Source organism: Rhizobium sp. L51/94 (assembly GCF_019355555.1).
Taxonomy (GTDB): domain Bacteria; phylum Pseudomonadota; class Alphaproteobacteria; order Rhizobiales; family Rhizobiaceae; genus Rhizobium; species Rhizobium rhododendri.
The window spans coordinates 2,215,322-2,237,160 of sequence record NZ_CP072141.1; the positions used below are offsets into that span (position 1 = coordinate 2,215,322).

The 21,839-nt window shown below is 60.9% G+C and carries 19 protein-coding genes, 2 tRNA genes and 1 pseudogene; 21 read left to right on the forward strand and 1 reads right to left on the reverse strand.

Features of this window, described 5'->3' with window-relative positions; translation table 11 throughout:
• Window position 1: 1 nt before the first annotated feature.
• A complete protein-coding gene (locus J5274_RS10880; protein ID WP_142829488.1) occupies window positions 2-3,451 on the forward strand; it encodes a YhaN family protein in 3,450 nt (1,149 codons plus the stop codon).
• A gap of 2 nt (window positions 3,452-3,453) precedes the next feature.
• On the opposite strand, the gene J5274_RS10885 is transcribed toward J5274_RS10880, so the two are convergent.
• Window positions 3,454-3,957, reverse strand: coding sequence for a DUF3833 family protein (locus tag J5274_RS10885; RefSeq protein ID WP_142829486.1), 504 nt, complete (start codon window positions 3,955-3,957; stop codon window positions 3,454-3,456).
• Between the two features lie 404 nt (window positions 3,958-4,361).
• Between J5274_RS10885 and J5274_RS10890 the strand changes: the two genes are divergently transcribed.
• The 20 genes and pseudogenes from J5274_RS10890 (at window position 4,362) to J5274_RS10985 (ending at window position 21,823) form a co-directional block, all read left to right on the forward strand.
• Window positions 4,362-4,438, forward strand: a tRNA-Asp gene (locus J5274_RS10890).
• A 76-nt stretch (window positions 4,439-4,514) separates the two neighbouring features.
• A tRNA-Asp gene (locus tag J5274_RS10895) sits at window positions 4,515-4,591 on the forward strand.
• Between the two features lie 376 nt (window positions 4,592-4,967).
• Window positions 4,968-5,333, forward strand: a complete 366-nt coding sequence (locus J5274_RS10900; RefSeq protein ID WP_111220802.1) for an NADH-quinone oxidoreductase subunit A — start codon at window positions 4,968-4,970, stop codon at window positions 5,331-5,333.
• Window positions 5,324-5,908 (forward strand): NADH-quinone oxidoreductase subunit B family protein, encoded by a 585-nt coding sequence (locus J5274_RS10905; protein ID WP_142829058.1) that lies wholly within the window; start codon window positions 5,324-5,326, stop codon window positions 5,906-5,908. The genes J5274_RS10900 and J5274_RS10905 overlap by 10 nt, the downstream gene beginning before the upstream one ends.
• A gap of 18 nt (window positions 5,909-5,926) precedes the next feature.
• A complete protein-coding gene (locus tag J5274_RS10910; protein ID WP_143123307.1) occupies window positions 5,927-6,544 on the forward strand; it encodes an NADH-quinone oxidoreductase subunit C in 618 nt (205 codons plus the stop codon).
• Between the two features lie 36 nt (window positions 6,545-6,580).
• A complete protein-coding gene (locus tag J5274_RS10915; protein ID WP_224128272.1) occupies window positions 6,581-6,970 on the forward strand; it encodes a four helix bundle protein in 390 nt (129 codons plus the stop codon).
• 66 nt (window positions 6,971-7,036) lie between these two features.
• On the forward strand, window positions 7,037-8,227 hold the full coding sequence (locus J5274_RS10920) for an NADH-quinone oxidoreductase subunit D (RefSeq protein WP_142829055.1): 1,191 nt from the start codon (window positions 7,037-7,039) through the stop codon (window positions 8,225-8,227).
• Window positions 8,227-8,529 carry a hypothetical protein gene (locus J5274_RS10925; RefSeq protein WP_142829054.1) on the forward strand — a complete coding sequence of 101 codons (303 nt, stop codon included), beginning with the start codon at window positions 8,227-8,229 and terminating at the stop codon, window positions 8,527-8,529. Before J5274_RS10920 ends, J5274_RS10925 begins: the two co-directional genes overlap by 1 nt.
• A gap of 16 nt (window positions 8,530-8,545) precedes the next feature.
• Window positions 8,546-9,412, forward strand: a pseudogene (nuoE, locus tag J5274_RS10930) (NADH-quinone oxidoreductase subunit NuoE); the annotation flags it as partial.
• Window positions 9,413-9,447: 35 nt separating this feature from the next.
• Complete coding sequence (locus J5274_RS10935) at window positions 9,448-9,693, forward strand: hypothetical protein (RefSeq protein WP_142829052.1); 246 nt, start codon at window positions 9,448-9,450, stop codon at window positions 9,691-9,693.
• A gap of 4 nt (window positions 9,694-9,697) precedes the next feature.
• Entirely contained in the window at window positions 9,698-11,002 is a 1,305-nt protein-coding gene (nuoF, locus tag J5274_RS10940; protein ID WP_142829051.1) for an NADH-quinone oxidoreductase subunit NuoF, read from the forward strand.
• A 326-nt stretch (window positions 11,003-11,328) separates the two neighbouring features.
• Complete coding sequence (gene nuoG / locus J5274_RS10945; protein WP_142829050.1) at window positions 11,329-13,410, forward strand: NADH-quinone oxidoreductase subunit NuoG; 2,082 nt, start codon at window positions 11,329-11,331, stop codon at window positions 13,408-13,410.
• A 12-nt stretch (window positions 13,411-13,422) separates the two neighbouring features.
• Complete coding sequence (nuoH, locus tag J5274_RS10950) at window positions 13,423-14,466, forward strand: NADH-quinone oxidoreductase subunit NuoH (RefSeq protein WP_142829049.1); 1,044 nt, start codon at window positions 13,423-13,425, stop codon at window positions 14,464-14,466.
• Window positions 14,467-14,505: 39 nt separating this feature from the next.
• Window positions 14,506-14,997, forward strand: coding sequence for an NADH-quinone oxidoreductase subunit NuoI (nuoI, locus tag J5274_RS10955; protein ID WP_111220581.1), 492 nt, complete (start codon window positions 14,506-14,508; stop codon window positions 14,995-14,997).
• Window positions 14,998-15,150: 153 nt separating this feature from the next.
• Window positions 15,151-15,765: an NADH-quinone oxidoreductase subunit J gene (locus tag J5274_RS10960; RefSeq protein WP_142829048.1), complete on the forward strand. Its 615-nt coding sequence runs from the start codon at window positions 15,151-15,153 to the stop codon at window positions 15,763-15,765.
• Window positions 15,766-15,795: 30 nt separating this feature from the next.
• On the forward strand, window positions 15,796-16,104 hold the full coding sequence (gene nuoK, locus J5274_RS10965; RefSeq protein WP_004122490.1) for an NADH-quinone oxidoreductase subunit NuoK: 309 nt from the start codon (window positions 15,796-15,798) through the stop codon (window positions 16,102-16,104).
• Window positions 16,105-16,111: 7 nt separating this feature from the next.
• A complete protein-coding gene (gene nuoL, locus J5274_RS10970) occupies window positions 16,112-18,097 on the forward strand; it encodes an NADH-quinone oxidoreductase subunit L (RefSeq protein WP_219274588.1) in 1,986 nt (661 codons plus the stop codon).
• The gene (locus J5274_RS10975) at window positions 18,097-19,605 is read left to right on the forward strand and encodes an NADH-quinone oxidoreductase subunit M (RefSeq protein ID WP_142829046.1); all 1,509 of its coding nucleotides are present in this window, start codon (window positions 18,097-18,099) and stop codon (window positions 19,603-19,605) included. The genes nuoL and J5274_RS10975 overlap by 1 nt, the downstream gene beginning before the upstream one ends.
• A 17-nt stretch (window positions 19,606-19,622) precedes the next feature.
• A complete protein-coding gene (gene nuoN, locus J5274_RS10980) occupies window positions 19,623-21,062 on the forward strand; it encodes an NADH-quinone oxidoreductase subunit NuoN (protein WP_142829044.1) in 1,440 nt (479 codons plus the stop codon).
• Window positions 21,059-21,823: a biotin--[acetyl-CoA-carboxylase] ligase gene (locus J5274_RS10985; protein ID WP_224128257.1), complete on the forward strand. Its 765-nt coding sequence runs from the start codon at window positions 21,059-21,061 to the stop codon at window positions 21,821-21,823. Before nuoN ends, J5274_RS10985 begins: the two co-directional genes overlap by 4 nt.
• The last annotated feature ends 16 nt before the right edge of the window (window positions 21,824-21,839 follow it).

Here is a 21,839-nt window from a genome sequence, read left to right on the forward strand (position 1 = left end):
GATGCGTTTCAAGAGCCTGGAAATCCTGCGCTACGGTGCGCTCACAGACCGCACCCTGACATTCCGGCCGGACGCGCGGCTGCACATCATCTACGGGCCCAACGAGGCCGGAAAGTCGTCGGCTCTGGCTGCGATTTCCGATCTGATGTTCGGTTTCCCGACGGCTGCCGAATACAGTTTCCTGCACGAGGCCAACACATTGCGGGTCGGCGCCGAAATTGTCAGCCAAGGTGGCCAGAGCCTTGCCTTCCGCCGCCGTCGTGGCCGCAAGAACACGCTGCTGTCGGCAGACGCCGCGGAAACCGCGTTGCCGGAGGATGCGCTTGCAGCCTTTATCGGGAGTCTCAACCGTGATGTTTTCGAGCGTGCCTTCGGGCTGAATTCCGATCGTCTGCGCCGTGGTGCTGCCGCGATGCTGAAAGGTGGCGGCGAGATCGGCAGCCTGCTGTTTTCGGCGGCCTCCGGTCTGCTCGGCCTGACGCAGCTGAAGCAGTCGCTGGAGAATGAGGCCGATCTCATCTTCGGGCCGCGAAAATCCAAGGATCGATCGTTCTACCAAGTGCTCGAGCGCCATGACGAGGCCAAGCGCGCCGAGCGGGACAGCGAGCTGAAATCCGGCGACTGGAAACGGCTTTTGGCCGATGCTGCCGATATCGAGGCACAGCTGGCCGCGCTTCAGGCGGAGCGACAGGAGACCAGGCACACCCTGGACCGCCTGACGATGCTGAAAACGCTGGAGCCGGTGCTGGCAGAAATCGATGCGGAGCAGGATCGGCTAGCCGAGTTCGTCGACCTTGCCCCGCTGCCGCAGGCTTTTGCAACGGAGCTGGCGCAAGCACTGGCGCGTCGTCAGGCGGTAGAGGCTGCGATCCGCGTTGCCGATGCCGAGATGGACCGCATTGCCGACGACATCAGCGCCACCCCTGTAGATGAGGCGATACGGGCAGCGGCGCCGGCGATCATGGCCCGCTACGCCGAGACAGCCGATTATCGTTCCAAGACCAAGGACATGCAGCGCGTGTCGGGCGAGATCGATGAATTCGACGCCCGTCTGGTGCAGTTCGCCCGCAGGCTTGGCCTTAGCGATGTGGCCGAGGTCGAGCGCGTTCAGCCCAGCGACGCGGAACTCGCGCGCATCCGCAGGCTCACAAGCGCGGGCATCGCCCTCCATCGCGATCATTCGGATGTCGGCCAGAGACTGGCCGAGGCGCGTGACCAGTTGCGGCGCCTTGAGGAGACGGCGGCGAGCGGCAGGCTCATCGACCCCAAGCCCTATCAGGAGCAGATGACCGTTCTGCAGCCCGATCTGTCTGAACTGTCGCGTCTGGATGCCGTTGCCGTTCAGGTGGAGCGTCTGGAGAGAGACCTCGAGGCGGCCACCGCCCGAATGTCGCCTGCGATAGACGACCTCGAGCGTCTGCTGTCCGTTCCCCTGCCGGACATCGCCGCACTTGCCAAGCAGGGCGACACGCTGGCAGAGGCCGAGGCCGATAGCCGGGACGCTGCCAACCGACTGGCGGCGCTGGAGAACGAAGCCAGCCAGATCGTCGCAAAGATCGCCGGTATGCAGCACGAGGGCTCGATCGTCACCCGCGAAGAGATCGCCGAAGCGCGCACCCTGAGAGACGGGGTTTGGCAATCCTTCGCTGCCGCACCGAAATCTACCAAGGACAATGCAGAAGTCGTGTCGCAAGCCATCCGCGAAGCCGACAGGTTGGCCGACCTGGCGCTGGCCAACGCCGACCGCGTCTCGCGCCACACGCAGCTACGTCTGCGGCAGGCCGAACTCGAGCCGCAACTGGAGGCCGCACGGTCCGAGAGCTTCACAAAAGACAAGGCGCTCGAGGCTGCGCGTAAAACGTACCGGCAGCTGTTCGAGCCGGCCGGTGTCAAACCGTTGTCGCCGGACCGCATGATCGACTGGCGCCGCGCCGTCGACGCTCTCTCCAGGCAGCGTGAAACCCTCAACGACATCAGGGATGAACTGGCTGAACTGAAACGCAAGGAAGCGCGGCTCGGACCGGTGCTTGCAGACCTCGCCGATGCGACCGGATATAGCGCCACCGCCTCCCTTGCGCCATCGGCGCTGGCTCGTGGCCTGTCGCGACACATCGAGACGATAGCCGAGCGCTGGACCGATAGCCGGTCGCTCGAGGGCAAGCGCGCTGCGGCGCGGGAAAACATCGCCGGTCTCGAACAGCGCCAGTCGGATATCAACGTCTCCATCGCCAAATTCGAGGCAGCCTTTGCCAACGCCGCGCTGGCGATAGGGCTACCGGAAGGCACCACCGTCGATATGGCGGAGGCGGCGATCGAGATATGGAAGTCGTTGCCGGAAACGCTGACGGAGCGGGAAAACCGCCGCCGCCGCGTCCGTGGCATGCAGCGCGATACGACAGCCTTCGAGCACGCCGTACGGGATCTCGTGAACGCCATCGCGCCGGACCTGAAGCCGCTGGCGCCCGATGCCGCCGCAGAAGCGCTGCACGAGCGGGCCGTGTCGGCCAATGCCGGCGACCAGCGCCGCGCGGCTCTGGAAAAGGCCCGCCAGCAGGCCGGGTTACGGCTGGCACGATGCCGGTCGGATCTGGAGGAGGTCGAGGCCGAACTCGCCGCACTTTCAATACAGGTGCCGGCTGAGCATGACCTCGATGCGCTTCTGGCGCGGCTTGAGGAGCGCCGCCGCCTGCAAAGCCGGCTCGCTGAAAGCCGGGCGCGATTTGCACTGCAGGCAAACGGACAGGATGAGGCACATGTCCGGGCCGGCCTATCGGGTTTCGACCGGGTCGTGGCGGAGCTCGAAATCGAGCAACTCGCAGCCCGGGACCAGACTCAGCTCAGCCGGTTTGCCGACCTGAACGTGCGGCTCGCGGAAAACCAGCGGCAACGCCAGCTGCTCGAGAACGGTGCGGGCGCGGAACTGGCGGTCTTCCAGAAATACGCGGCGGAAGCGGAGGCCAAGGCGCTCGCCCGCGAGTGGCTCGTCCTCAAGCTGGCATCGAGCCTGCTGGCGTCATCCATGGAAACCTACCGAGAGCGGCAGGCAGATCCTGTGATGCGCCGGGCAGGGGAGTTGTTCTCTGTGCTGACAGGTGGCCGTTTTTCGCGCCTGGTGCAGCTGTATGACGACAGGGACGAGCTGCAGCTACAGGCGGAGCGGACGGGTGGCGAGAAAGTGCCGCTCGACGGCCTCAGCGAAGGCACCGGCGACCAGCTGTACCTGGCTCTGCGGCTTGCCTTCCTCGAGGACTATTCAGCGCGCAACGAGCCAGCGCCGCTGATTGTCGACGACATTTTCCAGACGTTCGACGATGATCGCACCGCATCGGGCCTCAAAGCTCTCTGCGGTACGGCTGATCGGTTCCAGACGATTCTCTTCACCCATGAAATGAGTGTCGTCGATATCGCCACCCGCGAGATCGGCAAGGAGCTCGATCTCATCAGGCTTTAGGCTCAGGGGCGCGTGAAGACCACATGCGTGCGCGCAACGGGGAAGCCATATTTCGTTACCCAGGCGTTGTTGATCATGCTGCCATCCGGTTGGACGACCATCGAATCATGGAACCGGACGATGTTGGGTTTGCCCTTCGGTTCGAGGTTGACCAGGTACGTGAATCTCGCGGTCTGGCCGGTAATCTTCACCTCGGTGTCGCCGACCACATCCTCTCGCGTACCGCGATAAGTGTTGGGTCCGGTGCGCGTGAAGCGCCAGGTCTTGCGGTCGGTCTCGCCGTCCGCATAGCGAAAGTCCTCGCGCAGGGAAAAATGCTTGCCCGACGATGTGCCCGTAAGCTTGACCTTGAAATCGCGGCTGACGCCGTTGATTGCGCCAAAATGCCCGGTCGCCACGGTGTGCCCCGCAAAGTACTGTTCAAGCCGCAGATCGGCGGCGGATGCTCCGGCCACGCCCACCAGCTGCAGCAGGGCGGCGGCGATAAGGGTTCGTCCAAAACGCATCTATTCTCTCCCGTGATTGCCGGCGTCACCCGTTGGCACGCCGTTGCAAGACATACGCCGGCATCCCGGGCATGGATCATAGCAAGGGCTCCGCACACGAGGTGCCGCGAGCCTGCGGGGAGGGCTGTATTCGAACCAACCAATGCGGCGAGCACGAATCGGCTCCGGATTTCGGCCGAGGGCAAAGGCAACGCTGCTTCGGGCTCGATGGTTTTGGCTGCAAACGGCGGCTCCAACGTGCTTTGCGGGAAGCCCCGGATGGTCATCCAAAACAAATCACCGGCGGTCATGGAATTGTCTTCAAAGCTGCTTGACACCAAAAGGCGAACCTCGTAGTTAGCCGCTCATCGAACGGCGAGCCGCTCGGTTGGATACGCAAGTGTCCGGAATGCTTGAAATGAATTGCGGGTGTAGCTCAGTTGGTTAGAGTGCCGGCCTGTCACGCCGGAGGTCGCGGGTTCGAGCCCCGTCACTCGCGCCATTTCAAGTTAAGCAGATCTTCTGAAGATCGCCTTTCCGGTTGTTTGGGGCCACGGCTTTAGGGCCACATAATATGCGCGGGTGTAGCTCAGTTGGTTAGAGTGCCGGCCTGTCACGCCGGAGGTCGCGGGTTCGAGCCCCGTCACTCGCGCCATTAGCCAACGCTGATGACCCCTCCCAGAAAACCTTCGAAAGTGCGGCATAGTGGCATCGAAGCCGTGCGGTTTCTCCTGCTACGTGATCCGATGTCTGGTCACTCAAGACATTGCGGCTTCCGATAAGTCTTTATTTTCAATCATAATTCGGTACCTTGCCGACCTGTGCTGCCCTGTCGGTTTCTCTGTCTGCGCGCATAGGTATTAAGCTTTGCAGCCGACGTGTCCTGATGCGCGTCCAAATCCCCCGTCAAAGCTCTTGCACCGGCGCGTCGCCTGCGCTAACCACGGCGTGTTGCAATGCTCTTTCGCTTGCTGGGCAATCGCCCCGAGGTGCCGCCCCGGCGCTTCCCCCCGCAGGCAGGGATGGACACCATGACTGGACTTCTGAGCGCCTATATTCCGATCGCAATCTTCATCGGAATTGCCCTGATCATCGGCCTTGCGCTGCTGGTCACGCCTTTCGCCGTCGCCTTCAAGGCACCGGATCCGGAAAAGCTTTCGGCTTTCGAATGCGGCTTCAACGCCTTCGACGATGCCCGCATGAAATTCGACATCCGCTTCTACCTGGTATCGATTCTCTTCATCATCTTCGATCTGGAAGTTGCCTTCCTGTTTCCGTGGGCAGTGTCGTTCTCATCGATCGGCTGGTTTGGGCTGTGGTCCATGATGGTATTTCTCGGCGTGCTGACCATCGGATTCGTCTATGAATGGAAAAAGGGAGCCTTGGAATGGGAGTAGGCAATAGCAACGCGACGCTGATCGCGCCGCAGCCGAAGGGCCTTGTCGATCCGTCGACCGGCCGTCCCATCGGCAGCAACGATCCGTTTTTCGGCGAAGTGAACAACGAGCTGGCCGACAAGGGCTTCTTGACGACAACCACCGACAACCTCATCACTTGGGCTCGTACCGGCTCGCTGATGTGGATGCAGTTCGGGCTCGCCTGTTGCGCCGTGGAAGGCCTGATGCAGGTCTCCGGTCCGCGTTACGACATGGAGCGCTTCGGTGTTGCACCGCGCGCCTCTCCGCGCCAGTCCGACGTGATGATCGTGGCGGGCACTCTCACCAACAAGATGGCCCCGGCGCTCCGCAAGGTCTACGACCAGATGCCCGAGCCGCGCTATGTGATCTCGATGGGATCCTGCGCCAATGGTGGCGGCTACTACCACTATTCCTACTCGGTCGTGCGCGGCTGCGACCGCGTCGTGCCTGTCGATATCTACGTCCCGGGCTGTCCTCCTACGGCAGAAGCGCTTCTCTACGGCGTGCTCCTGCTGCAGAAAAAGATCCGCCGCACCGGCACGATCGAACGCTAGATCGAGGGACAAAGTATCATGACTGAAGCCCTGAGCGAACTTGCTGCCTACATCGGCGAAGCGCGCGGCACGCTGGTTTCCTCGTCGGAGATCAAGTTTGGCGAACTGACGCTCACAACGGATGTTGATAACATCGTCGCGCTCCTGACATTCCTGCGTGACGATCCGAAATGTGCGTTCATCGCGCTCACCGATATCTGCGGCGTAGACTGGCCACAGAGGCCGGAGCGTTTCGACGTGGTTTATCACCTTATGTCGCCGACGAAGAACCTACGCATCCGCATCAAGCTCGTTACGACGGAAGACCGTGCCGTTCCGTCCGCCGGCGGTGTATTTCGCGGTGCAGACTGGTTCGAGCGCGAGGCATGGGACCTGTTTGGGATCACATTCTCCGGCCACACGGACCTTCGCCGTATCCTTACCGACTACGGTTTCGAGGGTCATCCGCTGCGCAAGGATTTTCCGACAACGGGCTTCGTCGAAGTACGCTACGATGATCTGGCCAAGCGGGTCGTCTACGAGTCGGTCGAACTGAAACAGGAATTCCGCAATTTCGACTTCCTCAGCCCCTGGGAAGGCACAGACTACGTCCTGCCGCCCGTGGTGCTGCCGGGTGACGAGAAGGCGAAGCAGTAGGCGGCAGATTAGGCTATGGGGAATAGGCAGTAGGCAATAGTAGGGGAGACTGCGACGGCGATTAACTCTTATCAGGATCTGATAGTGTGGAAGCGCTCGATGGATATTGCAGTTGACTGCTACAGCCTGACCAAGACTTTTCCCAAAGACGAAATCTACGGCCTCGTTTCGCAGATAAGACGTTCCGCGGCCTCTGTTGCGGCGAATATTGCCGAAGGTTACGGACGAGAAACGACGGGCGCGTACCTTCATCATCTGAAGATCGCGCAGGGTTCGCTGAAGGAATTGGAAACGCATCTTATCTTGTGTTCACGCGTGGGATTGATTGAAGCGCATCAACTTGAAACGGCGCTTTCCACAAGTGAAGAAATCGGAAAAATGCTTCGCTCTCTCGTGCGGCGCCTGCAGGAGGTACGGAGCAAATGAAGGCTAAGACTGAACCGACTGCCTATTGCCTAATGGCTAATGCCTGCAGGAGCGGAGCGACGAGCAATGACTGAACACAACGTCCGTAATTTCACGATCAACTTCGGTCCGGAGCATCCGTCTGCGCATGGCGTGCTGCGTCTGGTGCTGGAGCTGGATGGGGAGATTGTCGAGCGCGTCGATCCGCACATCGGCCTGCTGCATCGTGGCACCGAGAAATTGATCGAGACCAAGACCTATCTGCAGGCTGTGCCCTATTTCGATCGGCTGGACTACGTTGCGCCGATGAACCAGGAGCACGCCTTTGCGCTCGGCGTCGAGAAGCTGCTTGGCCTCGAGATCCCTATTCGTGGCCAGTTGATTCGCGTGCTCTATTCGGAAATCGGCCGCATCCTGTCGCACATCATGAACGTCACGACCCAGGCGATGGACGTGGGCGCCATGACGCCGCCGGTCTGGGGCTTCGAAGAGCGCGAAAAGCTGATGATCTTCTACGAGCGCGCTTGCGGCGCTCGGTTACACGCAGCCTATTTCCGTCCGGGCGGCGTCCATCAGGACATTCCACCGGAGCTCGTCGAAGACATCGGCAAGTGGTGCGATCCCTTCCTGAAGATCCTCGATGACATCGAAGGCCTGCTCACCGGCAACCGAATTTTCAAGCAGCGCAACGTCGATATCGGCGTCGTGAAGCTGGAAGACGCATGGAACATGGGCTTTTCCGGCGTCATGATCCGTGGCTCCGGTGCCAAGTGGGACCTGCGTCGCTCGCAGCCGTACGAATGCTATTCCGATCTCGAATTCGACATCGCCATCGGCAAGAACGGCGACTGTTTCGACCGCTACCTGATCCGCATGGAAGAGATGCGCCAGTCGGTGCGGATCATGAAGCAGTGCGTCGACCGTCTTCTCGGTGTTGCAAAGACCGGGCCCGTGTCGTCGCTGGACGGCAAGGTCGTGCCGCCGAAGCGCGGCGATATGAAGCGTTCGATGGAAGGCCTCATCCACCATTTCAAGCTCTACACAGAGGGCTACCACGTGCCGGCCGGCGAAGTTTATGCGGCCGTCGAAGCACCGAAGGGCGAGTTCGGCGTCTACCTGGTGGCCGATGGATCGAACAAGCCATACCGCTGCAAGATCCGTGCGCCTGGCTTCGTTCACTTGCAGGCAATGGATTTCCTCTGCCGTGGGCACCAGCTGGCCGACGTCACCGCAGTTCTCGGCTCGCTCGACATCGTCTTCGGCGAGGTCGATCGCTGATGCAGCGTCTTCCCCTCGTCATTGCCGCTTTGATGTTTGCGTCGGTTGCCTCTGCGCAGCAGACGACGACCAAGCTTGGCTCGATGGGGCAGGTGGTGGGCAAGCCGATTACCGGCGACAGCACCGGGTCGGGTGCAGCCTCTGGCGAGCAGACCATGGCAGAGCTTCTGAACAAGGGTTATGATATCAAGGCCGCCGTGCCGAATGGCGGCAAGTTCATCGTATTTATGCAGAAAGACCAGTCGGCCTATGCCTGCGAGTTCCAGTCCCTGACGGGCGCGCGGTGTGGTTCCATAAACTGAGATAAGGCGTGAAAGTATGTCCGTTCGTCGACTAGCAGAAAATCAGTTCCAGCCTGCCGGCTTCGCGTTCAGCGACGAGAATTCCGCATGGGTGGACCGGACTATCCAGAAATATCCGGAAGGTCGCCAGCAATCGGCGGTGATCCCGGTGTTGATGCGCGCGCAGGATCAGGAAGGCTGGGTGTCCAAGGCTGCGATCGAAAAGGTCGCAGATATCCTCGGCATGGCCTATATCCGCGTCCTGGAAATCGCCACCTTCTACACCCAGTTCCAGCTGCAACCGGTCGGCACCCGCGCCCATGTGCAGGTATGCGGCACGACCCCTTGCATGCTGCGCGGCTCGCAGAAGCTGATGGATGTCTGCAAGAGCAAGATCCACGAGCACACCTTCGCCCGCAATGCCGAGGGCACGTTGTCCTGGGAAGAGGTCGAATGTCTCGGGGCCTGCGTCAATGCACCGATGGTGATGATCGGGCGCGATACCTACGAAGACCTGACACCGGAACGGCTTGGCGAGATCATCGATACTTTCGAGGCCGGCAAGGGCGCCGAGATCAAGCCGGGTCCGCAGATCGACCGCTGGTTCTCGTCCCCGGAAGGTGGCCCGACGGCTCTTCTCGGCGAATACCAGCCCTACACCAAGGCAGAGGACAAGCCGCCGGAGCCTGCTGCCCCTGCCGCTGAAGGCGCGACAACGCCGCCGTCTGAGGCAGCCAAGCCGAAAAGCACGGATGCCGAGACCAACGCTGCGCTGAAGAGCCCGGCCGATGGCAAGTCGGCAGCGCCAGCGGGTACTCCGAACGCACAGCCGGCAAAAGCGGACAACACTGCGTCCGGTCCGGCCAAGGCCGGCGCGACAGAGCCGGCTGAAGCGCCTGCAGCGCCGACGCCCAAGAAGCCGCAGTGATGATGACAGGAATGGCCAACGTCACGAATGATCGTCTCCAGATGAGCATGAAGCCTTTTCTGGCCGACATGGTTTTCGGAAACGCCGAAGCGGATGAATGCGTCGCGTCGATCCGTGGTCGGCTTCCAGTCCATACGCTAAACGCAAACGCTGCTCGCGGCGACGTTGCCAATCTGTATAGATCTGTTGGACGTATGAACATGCGACTGTCACGCATCGAAACACGTCTCGAAATAATCGACGAACCGGCGGAATAAGCACATGCTGAACGATCAGGATCGCATCTTCACAAACATCTACGGCCTTCGCGACAAGTCGCTGAAGGGCGCCATGAGCCGTGGCCACTGGGACGGCACCAAACAGATCCTCGAAAAGGGTCGCGACTGGATCATCAACGAGATGAAAGCCTCTGGCCTGCGCGGTCGTGGCGGCGCCGGCTTCCCGACCGGGCTTAAATGGTCGTTCATGCCGAAGGAAAACGACGGCCGCCCGCACTACCTCGTCGTCAACGCCGACGAATCGGAGCCGGGCACCTGCAAGGACCGCGACATCCTGCGCCACGATCCGCACACGCTGATCGAGGGCTGCGTCATCGCGTCCTTCGCCATGGGCGCCAACCACGCCTACATCTACGTTCGCGGCGAATACATCCGCGAGCGCGAGGCGCTTCAGGCGGCGATCGACGAATGCTATGATGCCGGCCTGCTCGGCAAGAACAACAAGCTCGGCTACGACATCGACATCATCGTCCATCACGGTGCCGGCGCCTACATCTGCGGCGAGGAAACCGCGCTGCTCGAAAGCCTCGAGGGCAAGAAGGGCCAGCCGCGCCTGAAGCCGCCGTTCCCGGCCAATATGGGCCTTTACGGCTGCCCGACGACGGTCAACAACGTCGAGTCGATCGCCGTTGCGCCGACCATCTTGCGCCGTGGCGCTGCATGGTTCTCCGGCATAGGCCGCCCGAACAACGTCGGCACCAAGCTGTTCATGCTGTCCGGTCACGTCAATAAGCCGGTCACCGTCGAAGAAAGCATGGGGATCACCTTCCGCGAGCTCGTAGAAAAGCATGCCGGTGGCATCCGCGGCGGCTGGGACAATCTGCTGGCGGTCATTCCCGGCGGCGCATCCTGCCCGATCGTTCCTGCCAAGGACATGATCGACGGCATCATGGATTTCGACGGCATGCGGGCGGCGGGTTCGTCCTTCGGTACCGGCGCCTCCATCGTCATGGACAAGTCCACCGACGTCATCAGGGCGATTGCCCGCATCTCGGCCTTCTTCAAGCACGAGAGCTGCGGCCAGTGCACGCCGTGCCGCGAAGGTACCGGCTGGATGTGGCGGGTGCTCGAGCGCATGGCGAAGGGCAATGCCCAGAAGCGCGAGATCGACATGCTTCTGCAGGTCACCAAGCAGATCGAAGGCCACACGATCTGCGCACTTGGCGACGCGGCATCATGGCCCGTGCAGGGCCTGATCCGGCATTTTCGTCCCGAGATCGAAAAGCGTATCGACCAATACAGTGCCAACGCGCTGGACCACGGCGCCGTACTCGAGGCGGCGGAATAGGAATAACGGCAATGGCGACGCACGAAGAGGCGCCGCTCTCCGACTGTGGCGGGGCAGCGAAAGCGGTGACCCGACGAGATGGCGACAGATACGCGGTTGACCCGGGCAACTGTCGGTAGAATGAAGGAAGCAGCCGTGTTGCGGATCGTCTCCGTTGATTCGGGTGCTTGGGGGGCAGGGGGCGACCAGGTGGTGGTCTCTGTAGGCGGAATGCTAGGCAATTGCATCGCGCGCGGCTTCTCGGCCGTTTGACGGCGAGGCTGTTGCGGTCATGAATTTGTTGCAGCCGGGTCCGGCGGCAAATGCGAAACAGGACTGAGTGGACGATGGCAAAACTGAAGATTGACGGCAAAGAGATCGAAGTCCCGGATCACTACACGCTCATCCAGGCGTGCGAGGAAGCCGGCGCCGAAGTTCCGCGCTTCTGTTTCCATGAACGCCTGTCGGTTGCCGGCAACTGCCGCATGTGCCTGATCGAGGTCAAGGGCGGACCGCCGAAGCCGCAGGCTTCCTGCGCCATGGGCGTGCGCGATATCAGAGGCGGCCCGAACGGCGAGCTGCCGGAAATCTTCACCAACACGCCTATGGTCAAGAAGGCCCGCGAGGGCGTGATGGAATTCCTGCTCATCAACCATCCGCTAGATTGCCCGATCTGCGACCAGGGTGGCGAATGCGACCTGCAGGACCAGGCGATGGCCTTCGGCATAGACTCGTCGCGCTACCGCGAAGACAAGCGTGCCGTCGAGGACAAGTACATCGGCCCGCTGGTCAAGACCGTGATGAACCGTTGCATCCACTGCACGCGCTGTGTCCGCTTCACCACCGAAGTCGGCGGCATCTCCGAGCTCGGCCTGATCGGCCGTGGCGAGGATGCAGAAATCACCACCTATCTCGAGCAGGCAATGACCTCCGAGCTGCAGGGCAATGTCGTGGACCTCTGCCCGGTCGGCGCGCTGACATCAAAGCCATTCGCCTTCACGGCCCGTCCTTGGGAACTCAACAAGACCGAATCGATCGACGTCATGGACGCGCTCGGTTCCGCCATCCGCGTCGATACCCGTGGTCGCGAAGTGATGCGCATCCTGCCGCGCACCAACGATGCTATCAACGAGGAATGGATCTCTGACAAGAGCCGGTACATCTGGGACGGCCTGAAGACGCAGCGTCTCGACAAGCCCTATGTCCGTCGCGACGGTCGCCTGCAGGTCGCTACCTGGGCAGAAGCCTTTGCCGCGATCAAGTCGGCAGTCGCCTCCACGTCGGGCGACAAGATCGGCGCAATCGCCGGCGATCTCGCCTCGGTCGAGGAAATGTACGCCCTTTCCGAACTCATGAAGGCGCTCGGGTCTGAAAACCTCGACTGTCGCCAGGATGGGGCGGCATTCGATCCGTCGCTCGGTCGCGCAAGCTATGTCTTCAATCCGACCATCGAGGGCATCGAGGCGGCAGACGCGCTGCTCATCGTCGGCGCCAATCCGCGGTACGAGGCCGCTGTCCTAAACGCGCGTATCCGCAAGCGCTGGCGTCGTGGCAAGTTCCCGATCGGCGTGATCGGTGAAGGCGGCGAGATGCGTTACAAGTACGATTATCTCGGTGCAGGTCCGGATACGCTGCTGGATGTCGTCAACGGCGGCCACGCTTTTGCAGAGATCCTGAAGAATGCCGAACGCCCGATGATCATCGTCGGATCCGGCGCGTTCATCCGTGAAGATGCGGCTGACATCGTTGCCAACGTCGCTAAGCTTGCCGTCGGAGTTGGTGCAGTCACCGAGGGCTGGAACGGGCTTGCCGTTCTGCACACGGTTGCCTCCCGCGTCGGTGGCCTCGATCTCGGCTTTGTGCCGGGTGAGAAGGGCGTCAACGCGGCCGCCATGCTGACGGCGATGGATGTTCTGTTCCTGCTCGGCGCCGACGAGATGGATTTCTCCGGCAAGACCGCAAAGTTCACGGTCTACATCGGGTCGCATGGCGACCAGGGTGCCCACACCGCCGACGTCATCCTGCCCGGCGCGACCTATACCGAGAAGTCGGGTATCTGGGTCAATACCGAGGGCCGTGTCCAGATGGGCAACCGCGCCGGCTTCGCACCGGGCGATGCGCGCGAGGATTGGGCGATCCTCCGGGCTCTCTCCGACGTCCTCGGAAAGAAGCTGCCATTTGATTCGCTGAGCCAGCTGCGGTCGAAACTCTACGCTGCATTCCCGCATTTCGCTGAGATCGACGAGATCGCCGTGGCTGACAGTGCCAGAATTGTCGCTTTGTCGAAGAAAGCCGGGAAGATGGGCAAATCCGCGTTTGCGTCGCCGATCAAAGACTTCTATTTGACGAACCCGATAGCGCGCGCCTCCGCTGTTATGGCGGAGTGCTCGGCATTGGCCCGCAACAACTTCCAGGCTGCGGCAGAGTAAGGGTAGGGGACGATGGATTCATTCTTCATGGCCTACGTCTGGCCGACGATCATCATGGTTGGACAGTCGCTCCTGCTGCTCGTCTGCCTGCTGATCTTCATCGCCTTCATCCTGCTTGCCGACCGCAAGATCTGGGCCGCAGTGCAACTGCGTCGCGGCCCGAACGTCGTAGGTCCTTTCGGCCTCTTCCAGTCGTTTGCCGACCTTTTGAAGTTCATGTTCAAGGAGCCGCTAATCCCGGCGGGCGCCAACAAGGGCGTCTTCCTGCTGGCGCCTCTGGTTTCGGTGACGCTGGCGCTGATGACCTGGGCGGTCATTCCGTTGGCCAACGGCTGGGTCATCGCCAACATCAATGTCGGCATCCTCTACATCCTGGCGATCTCGTCTCTCGAGGTCTACGCCATCATCATGGCCGGCTGGGGATCGAACTCGAAATATCCGTTCCTCGGCGCGCTGCGTTCTGCGGCACAGATGGTCTCCTACGAAGTCTCGATCGGCCTCGTGATCGTTACCGTGCTGCTCTGCGTTGGCTCTCTCAATCTCTCCGACATCGTGCTGTCTCAGAAGATCGGCCTTGGCACCAAGATCGGCTTGCCCTCGTCCTTCCTCGACTGGCATTGGCTGTCGCTGTTCCCGATGTTCATCATCTTCTTCATCTCGGCGCTGGCCGAGACGAACCGTCCTCCCTTCGATCTTCCTGAAGCGGAGTCCGAGCTGGTGGCCGGCTACATGGTCGAGTACGGCTCGTCGATGTACATGATGTTCATGCTTGGCGAATATTGCGCCATCGTCATGATGTGCTCGCTGACGACGATCCTGTTCCTCGGCGGCTGGTTGCCTCCGTTGGATGTCTGGTTCCTGAACTGGGTTCCCGGCGTCATCTGGTTCCTGATCAAGTCGTGCCTGGTGTTCTTCATGTTCGCCATGGTCAAGGCCTTCGTTCCGCGCTACCGCTACGACCAGCTCATGCGCCTCGGCTGGAAGGTATTCCTGCCGCTGTCGCTCGCCATGGTCGTCATCGTCGCATTCGTCCTGAAGCTGACGGGATGGGCATGATCATGTCCGTCTCGCTTTCATGCAGATTTGGAGTTTAAAATGGCCGGATTATCCAACGCCATCGGCTCGCTGTTTCTGAAGGAATTCGCCGGCGCCTTCCTGCTGACGATGCGCTATTTCTTCAAGCAGAAAGCGACCATCAACTATCCCTTCGAAAAGGGACCGGTCAGCCCGCGCTTCCGGGGCGAGCATGCGTTGCGCCGCTATCCGAACGGCGAAGAGCGCTGCATCGCCTGCAAGCTGTGCGAAGCGATCTGTCCGGCGCAGGCGATCACCATCGAGGCTGGCCCGCGCCGCAACGACGGAACCCGCCGCACCGTCCGTTATGACATTGACATGGTGAAGTGCATTTATTGCGGCTTCTGCCAGGAAGCCTGCCCGGTCGACGCCATCGTCGAGGGGCCGAATTTCGAGTTTGCCACGGAAACCCGCGAAGAACTGTATTTCGACAAGCAGCGGCTTCTGGATAACGGCGATCGCTGGGAGCGCGAAATCGCTCGCAACATCGCAATCGACTCGCCCTATCGCTGAGCCGTTGCGCCTGAATATGCCATGACGGCCGGCGGCACTATTCGCCATCGCCATGGTTCAAGATAGACCGGGGCTTCGCGTCATTGTTGCGAAGCCGCATCGGGCCGGGGGTTTTCTCCCGATTGCCCGGGGGAAGATGAAAAAGGCACCAACATGGGTCTGCAGGCTCTATTTTTCTATCTGTTCGCCTTCATCGCGGTAGCGTCGGCGTTCATGGTCATTTCGGCGCGGAACCCGGTTCACTCGGTCCTGTTCCTCATCCTGACATTCTTCAACGCGGCCGGCCTGTTCTTGCTTCTGGGTGCCGAGTTCCTGGCGATGATCCTGCTGGTCGTTTATGTCGGCGCCGTGGCGGTGTTGTTCCTTTTCGTCGTCATGATGCTCGACGTCGACTTTGCCGAACTGCGCTCCGGGCTTTTGAGCTACGCGCCGATCGGGGCGATAATCGGGATCATCCTCGCCGCCGAACTGATCGTCGTGGTCGGCGGCAGCGTCATTTCGCCTGAGATCGCCAAGACCGTGGCGATGCCTATCCCCGATCTTGCCACCCGCACGAACACCGCAGCGCTCGGCGACGTGCTCTATACAAACTACGTCTTCTTCTTCGAGATCGCCGGCCTCGTGCTGCTGGTGTCGATGATCGGCGCCATCGTGCTGACGCTGCGGCATCGGGTGAACATCAAGCGCCAGGATATTTCCAAACAGGTTGCCCGTACGCCGGCGACTGCCGTCGAGGTAGTTTCCGTCAAGCCCGGGCAGGGCATCTGAGCTGAGACGCGGGGATAAAGGAACAACACTATGGTCATCGGTCTTTCCCACTACCTGACGGTCAGCGCCATCCTCTTCGTGCTCGGCGTCTTCGGCATCTTCCTGAACCGCAAGAACGTCATCATCATCCTGATGTCGATCGAGCTCATCCTCCTTGCGGTCAACATCAACATGGTTGCCTTCTCGTCCTTCCTGAACGACATCGTCGGCCAGGTCTTCGCGCTGTTCATCCTGACCGTCGCTGCTGCTGAAGCTGCCATCGGCCTTGCAATTCTGGTGGTCTTCTACCGAAACCGCGGCTCCATCGCCGTGGAAGACGTCAATGTGATGAAGGGCTGATCGCGCTATGTTGTTGTATAAGGCAATCGTCTTTCTTCCCCTGATCGGTGCCCTGATCGTCGGCTATTTTGGCCGGCAGATGGGCGCCAAGGCGTCGGAATACCTCACATCCGGCCTGATGATCATCGTCGCCGTGCTGTCGTGGATCGTCTTCTTCCAGGTTGCCCTCGGCACCCAGGAAACGCTCGTCGTAGACCTGTTCCGCTGGATGCAGTCCGGCCGCTTCGATGTCTCCTGGCAGCTGCGCATCGACACGCTGACCGCCGTCATGTTCGTCGTGGTCAACACGGTCTCGACACTCGTGCACATATACTCGATCGGCTATATGCACGACGATCCCAACCGTCCGCGTTTCTTCGCCTATCTGTCGCTGTTCACCTTCATGATGCTCATGCTGGTGACCGCCAACAACCTGCTGCAGCTGTTCTTCGGCTGGGAAGGCGTCGGCCTGTCATCCTACCTGCTGATCGGCTTCTGGTTCCAGAAGCCTTCGGCCAACGCCGCCGCTATCAAGGCCTTCGTCGTCAACCGCATCGGCGACTTCGGCTTCCTGCTCGGCATCGCCGGCGTCTTCGTGCTGTTCGGCTCGGTCAGCTTCGACGTGATCTTCTCCAACGCCCAGTCCTTTGCTGCAAATAGCCGCGCCGATCAGGTGGTGCTTAGCTTCCTCGGCATGCACCTCAACCACACCAACGCCCTGACCGCCGTCTGCCTGCTGCTGTTCATGGGTGCCATGGGCAAGTCAGCGCAGTTCCTGCTGCACACCTGGCTGCCGGATGCCATGGAAGGCCCGACACCGGTGTCGGCGCTGATCCATGCCGCGACCATGGTGACGGCCGGTGTGTTCCTTGTTGCCCGCATGTCGCCGCTGTTCGAACTGTCGCCGGATGCGCTGGTCGTCGTCACCACCATCGGCGCCATCACCGCGTTCTTCGCGGCAACCGTCGGCCTGGTCCAGAACGACATCAAGCGCGTCATCGCCTATTCGACCTGTTCGCAGCTCGGCTACATGTTCGTGGCGCTGGGCGTCGGCGCCTATGGCCCGGCGATCTTTCACCTCTTCACCCACGCCTTCTTCAAGGCGCTGCTATTCCTCTGCGCCGGCTCTGTCATCCACTCCGTCGGCGGCGAGCAGGACATGCGCAAGATGGGCGGCCTGCGTCCACATATCCAGAAGACATTCTGGATGATGATTGTCGGCACGCTGGCAATCACCGGTTTTGGCATTCCGTTCACCTCGATCGGCTTTGCCGGCTTCTTCTCCAAGGATGCCATCATCGAGGCCTCCTTCGCCTCGAACAGCCCGGTCGCAGGCTTTGCCTTCACGCTGCTGGTCATTGCCGCGCTATTCACCAGCTTCTACTCCTGGCGCCTGATCTTCCTCACCTTCTTCGGCAAGCCACGCGCCTCGCACGAGGTCATGCACCATGTGCATGAATCCCCCAACGTCATGCTGGTGCCGCTCTATGTGCTCGGCCTCGGCGCGCTGGCGGCCGGCTTCCTCTTCCACAGCGAATTTGTCGGCGAAGGCTTCGAGCACTTCTGGAAGGGCGCCCTGTTCATGGCGCCGACCAACCATATCCTCGAAGAGATGGAGCATCTGCCGACTTGGGTCGAACTCAGCCCGTTCATCGCCATGGTGATCGGTTTCGTGCTGGCCTGGTACATGTACATCAAATCGCCGGAGACGCCGAAGGCGCTGGCCCGCCAGCAGCGCGTGCTCTACGAATTCCTGCTCAACAAGTGGTACTTCGACGAACTCTACGACTTCCTGTTCGTCCGGTCCTCCAAGGCCCTCGGCCGCTTCCTGTGGCACGGCGTGGATGAGGGCACGATCGATCGGTTCGGCCCGAACGGTGTTGCCGCCCGTGTCGTCGACCTTGCCAACCAGGTCGTTCGCTTGCAGACCGGCTACCTCTACCACTATGCCTTCGCGATGCTGCTCGGCGTTGCAGCCCTCGTTACCTGGATGATGCTCGGGAGTTCTATCTGATGACCGATTGGCCAATTCTTTCCACGGTCATTTTCCTGCCGCTGGTCGGCTGCCTGCTGTTGTTGTTCATGCGTGACGACACACCCGCCGGCCGCCAGAATATCATGATCATCTCGCTCGTGACGACGCTCGTCACCTTCGTGGTGTCACTCTTCGTCTGGATCGGCTTCGACAACGGCAATGCCGGCTTCCAGATGGTCGAGAAATACAACTGGCTTGCCCGCGGCATCTCCTATCATGTCGGCGTTGATGGCATTTCCATGCTGTTCATCGTGCTGTCGACCTTCCTGATGCCGTTCGGCGTGCTGACCTCATGGAATGCGATCACCTACCGCGTTCGCGACTACATGATCGCCTTTCTGGTGCTCGAAACGGTCATCCTCGGCGTGTTCGCGTCGCTCGATATCGTGCTGTTCTACGTATTCTTCGAGGCCAGCCTGATCCCGATGTTCCTGATCATCGGCGTATGGGGTGGCCCACGGCGCATCTATGCCTCGTTCAAGTTCTTCCTTTATACGCTGCTCGGCTCGATCTTCATGCTGGTCGCGATCATCGTCGTCTATAACGAGGTCGGCTCCACCGCCATTCCGGACATCCTTGCCCATCATTATACGGAGCGAATGCAGTTCTGGTTGTGGCTGGCGTTCTTTGTTTCCTTCGCGGTGAAAGTGCCGATGTGGCCGTTCCACACCTGGCTCCCCGACGCCCACGTCGAGGCGCCGACCGCAGGCTCGGTCGACCTTGCGGCGCTGCTTCTGAAGTTCGGCGGCTACGGCTTCCTGCGCTTCTCCCTGCCGATGTTCCCCGACGCGTCTGCCTATTTCGCGCCTATGATGATGGTGCTTTCGGTCATCGCCATCATCTACGCGTCCTACGTGGCCCTGATGCAGACGGACATCAAGAAGATGATCGCCTACTCCTCGGTCGCCCACATGGGCTACGTGACGATGGGTATCTTCGCGGTCAATCAGCAGGGCATCCACGGCGCCCTTTTCCAGATGCTGTCGCACGGTCTTATCTCTGGCGCGCTGTTCCTTTGCGTCGGCGTTATCTATGAGCGCATGCACACCCGCGACATCACCGCCTATGGCGGCATCGTCAGCACCATGCCGAAATACGCGGTGGCCTTCATGTTCTTCACCATGGCCAATGTCGGTCTGCCCGGCACGTCCGGTTTCGTCGGCGAGCTGCTGACTACGATCGGCGTCTTCCGCATCAGCACCTGGACGGCGTTCTTTGCCGCTACCGGCGTTATCCTGTCGGCTGCCTACATGCTCTGGCTCTATCGCCGAATGATCTTCGGTGCGGTCACCAACCCGAAGATCAAGGACCTCCTCGACATCTCGATCCGGGAAAAGTTCATCGTCTATCCGATGATCCTGGTGACGCTGTTCTTCGGGATCTATCCGCAGCCTGTTTTCGACGTCTCCGCTGCGTCTGTCGACTTGCTGATACATAACTACAATGCTGCGCTGCACGTCACGCCGCTTGCACCACAGCCGAAGTAAGAACGGGACGTATGGACATGATCGCGGAAACAATTTCAGCTAGTCTTTATCTCTCCGTCCCGGAGATCATCCTTGCTATCGGCGCGCTGGTGCTGCTGATGGTCGGCGTGTTCGCAGGTGAACGCTCGGGGCGGCTGGTCACCGGACTTGCCATTCTGGTGCTCATCGCCGCAGCGCTGTGGATCTTGTTCGTCCAGGGCACCGGCTCAGCCTATGGCGGTGCCTACGTCGCCGATGGCTACGCGCGCTTCATGAAGATCACGGCCCTGGTGGGCTCTGGCGTCGCCATGTTCATGGTGATGGGCGAGGGCAGCGACGAGCAGCTCGACCGCTTCGAATATCCGGTCCTGCTGCTGCTGGCGACGCTGGGCATCGTCCTGATGATCTCGGCCCACGACCTGATTTCGCTCTACCTGTCGTTGGAACTGCAGTCGCTGGCACTTTACGTCGTCTGCGCCATCAATCGCGACAGCCTGCGCTCGACGGAAGCCGGCCTCAAATATTTCGTCCTCGGCGCCCTCTCGTCCGGCATGCTGCTCTACGGCATGTCTCTGGTCTACGGCTTCACCGGCCACACGACGTTCGATGGCATCGCCACGGCGCTGGCCGGCGGACGGTCGCTCGGTCTGGTGTTCGGCCTGGTCTTCGTGATCGCCGGTCTCGCCTTCAAGATCTCGGCCGTGCCGTTCCATATGTGGACGCCTGATGTGTACGAAGGTGCACCCACCGGCGTTACAGCCTTCCTCTCGGGCGCACCTAAGGTCGCCGCCATGGCGCTGCTTGTGCGTATCACCACCACCGCTTTCCACCCCGTCATCGGCGACTGGCAGCAGATCATCATCTTCGTCGCAATCGCCTCGATGCTGCTCGGTTCCTTTGCCGCTGTCGGCCAGCCAAACATCAAGCGGCTGATGGCCTATTCGTCGATCGCAAACATGGGTTATGCGCTGGTCGGCCTTGCCGCCGCAAATGCACACGGCGTGTCGAGCGTGATGATGTATATGCTGATATACATGATCATGACGCTTGGCGCCTTTGCCTGCATCATGGCCATGCGCCTGAAGGACGGAACACGCGTAGAGAAGGTCAGCGATCTCGCCGGCCTGTCGGTGACCAACCCTTTCATGGCATTTGTGCTGACGATCCAGATGTTTTCCATGGCCGGCATTCCGCCCATGGCTGGCTTCTTTGCCAAGTATTTCGTCTTCACGGCGGCCGTCGAAGCGAAGCTCTATGCCCTGTCGGTCATCGGCCTGATGGCCTCGGTCGTCGGTGCCTACTACTATCTGCGCGTCGTTCGTGTCATGTGGTTCGATAAGGCGACTGTCGAGTTTGCGAGGGTTCCCGGCACGCTGCGCATCGTCTTCGGCGCTTCATGCATCTTCGTGCTCGCCTATGCCTTCTTCGGCGGCGCGCTTGGAACGGCGGCAGACGTCGCGGCCACGACGCTGTTTTGACGGCGGCGGATACAGGACGTCGGCGGGAGGTCGACTATCGGCACGTGGCGCTTGGCGAGACTATCTCTACCAACAGCGAATGCCTGTCGCGGGCACGGGCCGGCGACAGCGGCAATCTCTGGGTCACGGCTTCACGGCAGACAGGTGGGCGCGGGCGTCGTGGCCGTGCCTGGGCGTCCGAGCCTGGCAATCTCTATTCTTCCCTTCTGCTCATAGATCTCGCGCCGATGGAGCGGATTGGGTCGCTTCCTCTGGCTGTTGCGGTTGCGGTCCAGGAGGCAGTGCGATCGGTGATGCCAGCCGGCGGTAACCCGGTCGAAGTCAAATGGCCGAACGATGTCCTGATCGGCCGCAAAAAGACCAGCGGCATCCTGATCGAGGGCGAGGCGCTGTCTGACGGCCGCTACGCACTTGTCATAGGCATCGGCATAAATGTTGCGGTCATGCCCGACAACCCGCTATACCCGGTGACTTCGCTTGCCGAGCAAGGTGCTGCAGTTTCACCGGAAGAGTTGTTTGCGCACCTCTATGCGGCGATGGCAGAGGCTTTGAAGGAATGGAACGGCGGCCACGGTGTGGCGGATACGGTGGCGCGTTGGCGAAGGGTCGCCTGCGGCATCGGTGAGAAGATAATGGTAAACCTGCCTGACCGGTCGATTTCCGGCCATTTCGCAGGGATAGATGATAGTGGCTTGCTCAAGCTCGATACCGGCGATGGCCGGCTGATGACGATCGCCGCAGGCGACGTCTTTTTCGGATAATGGATTAAAGAACAGA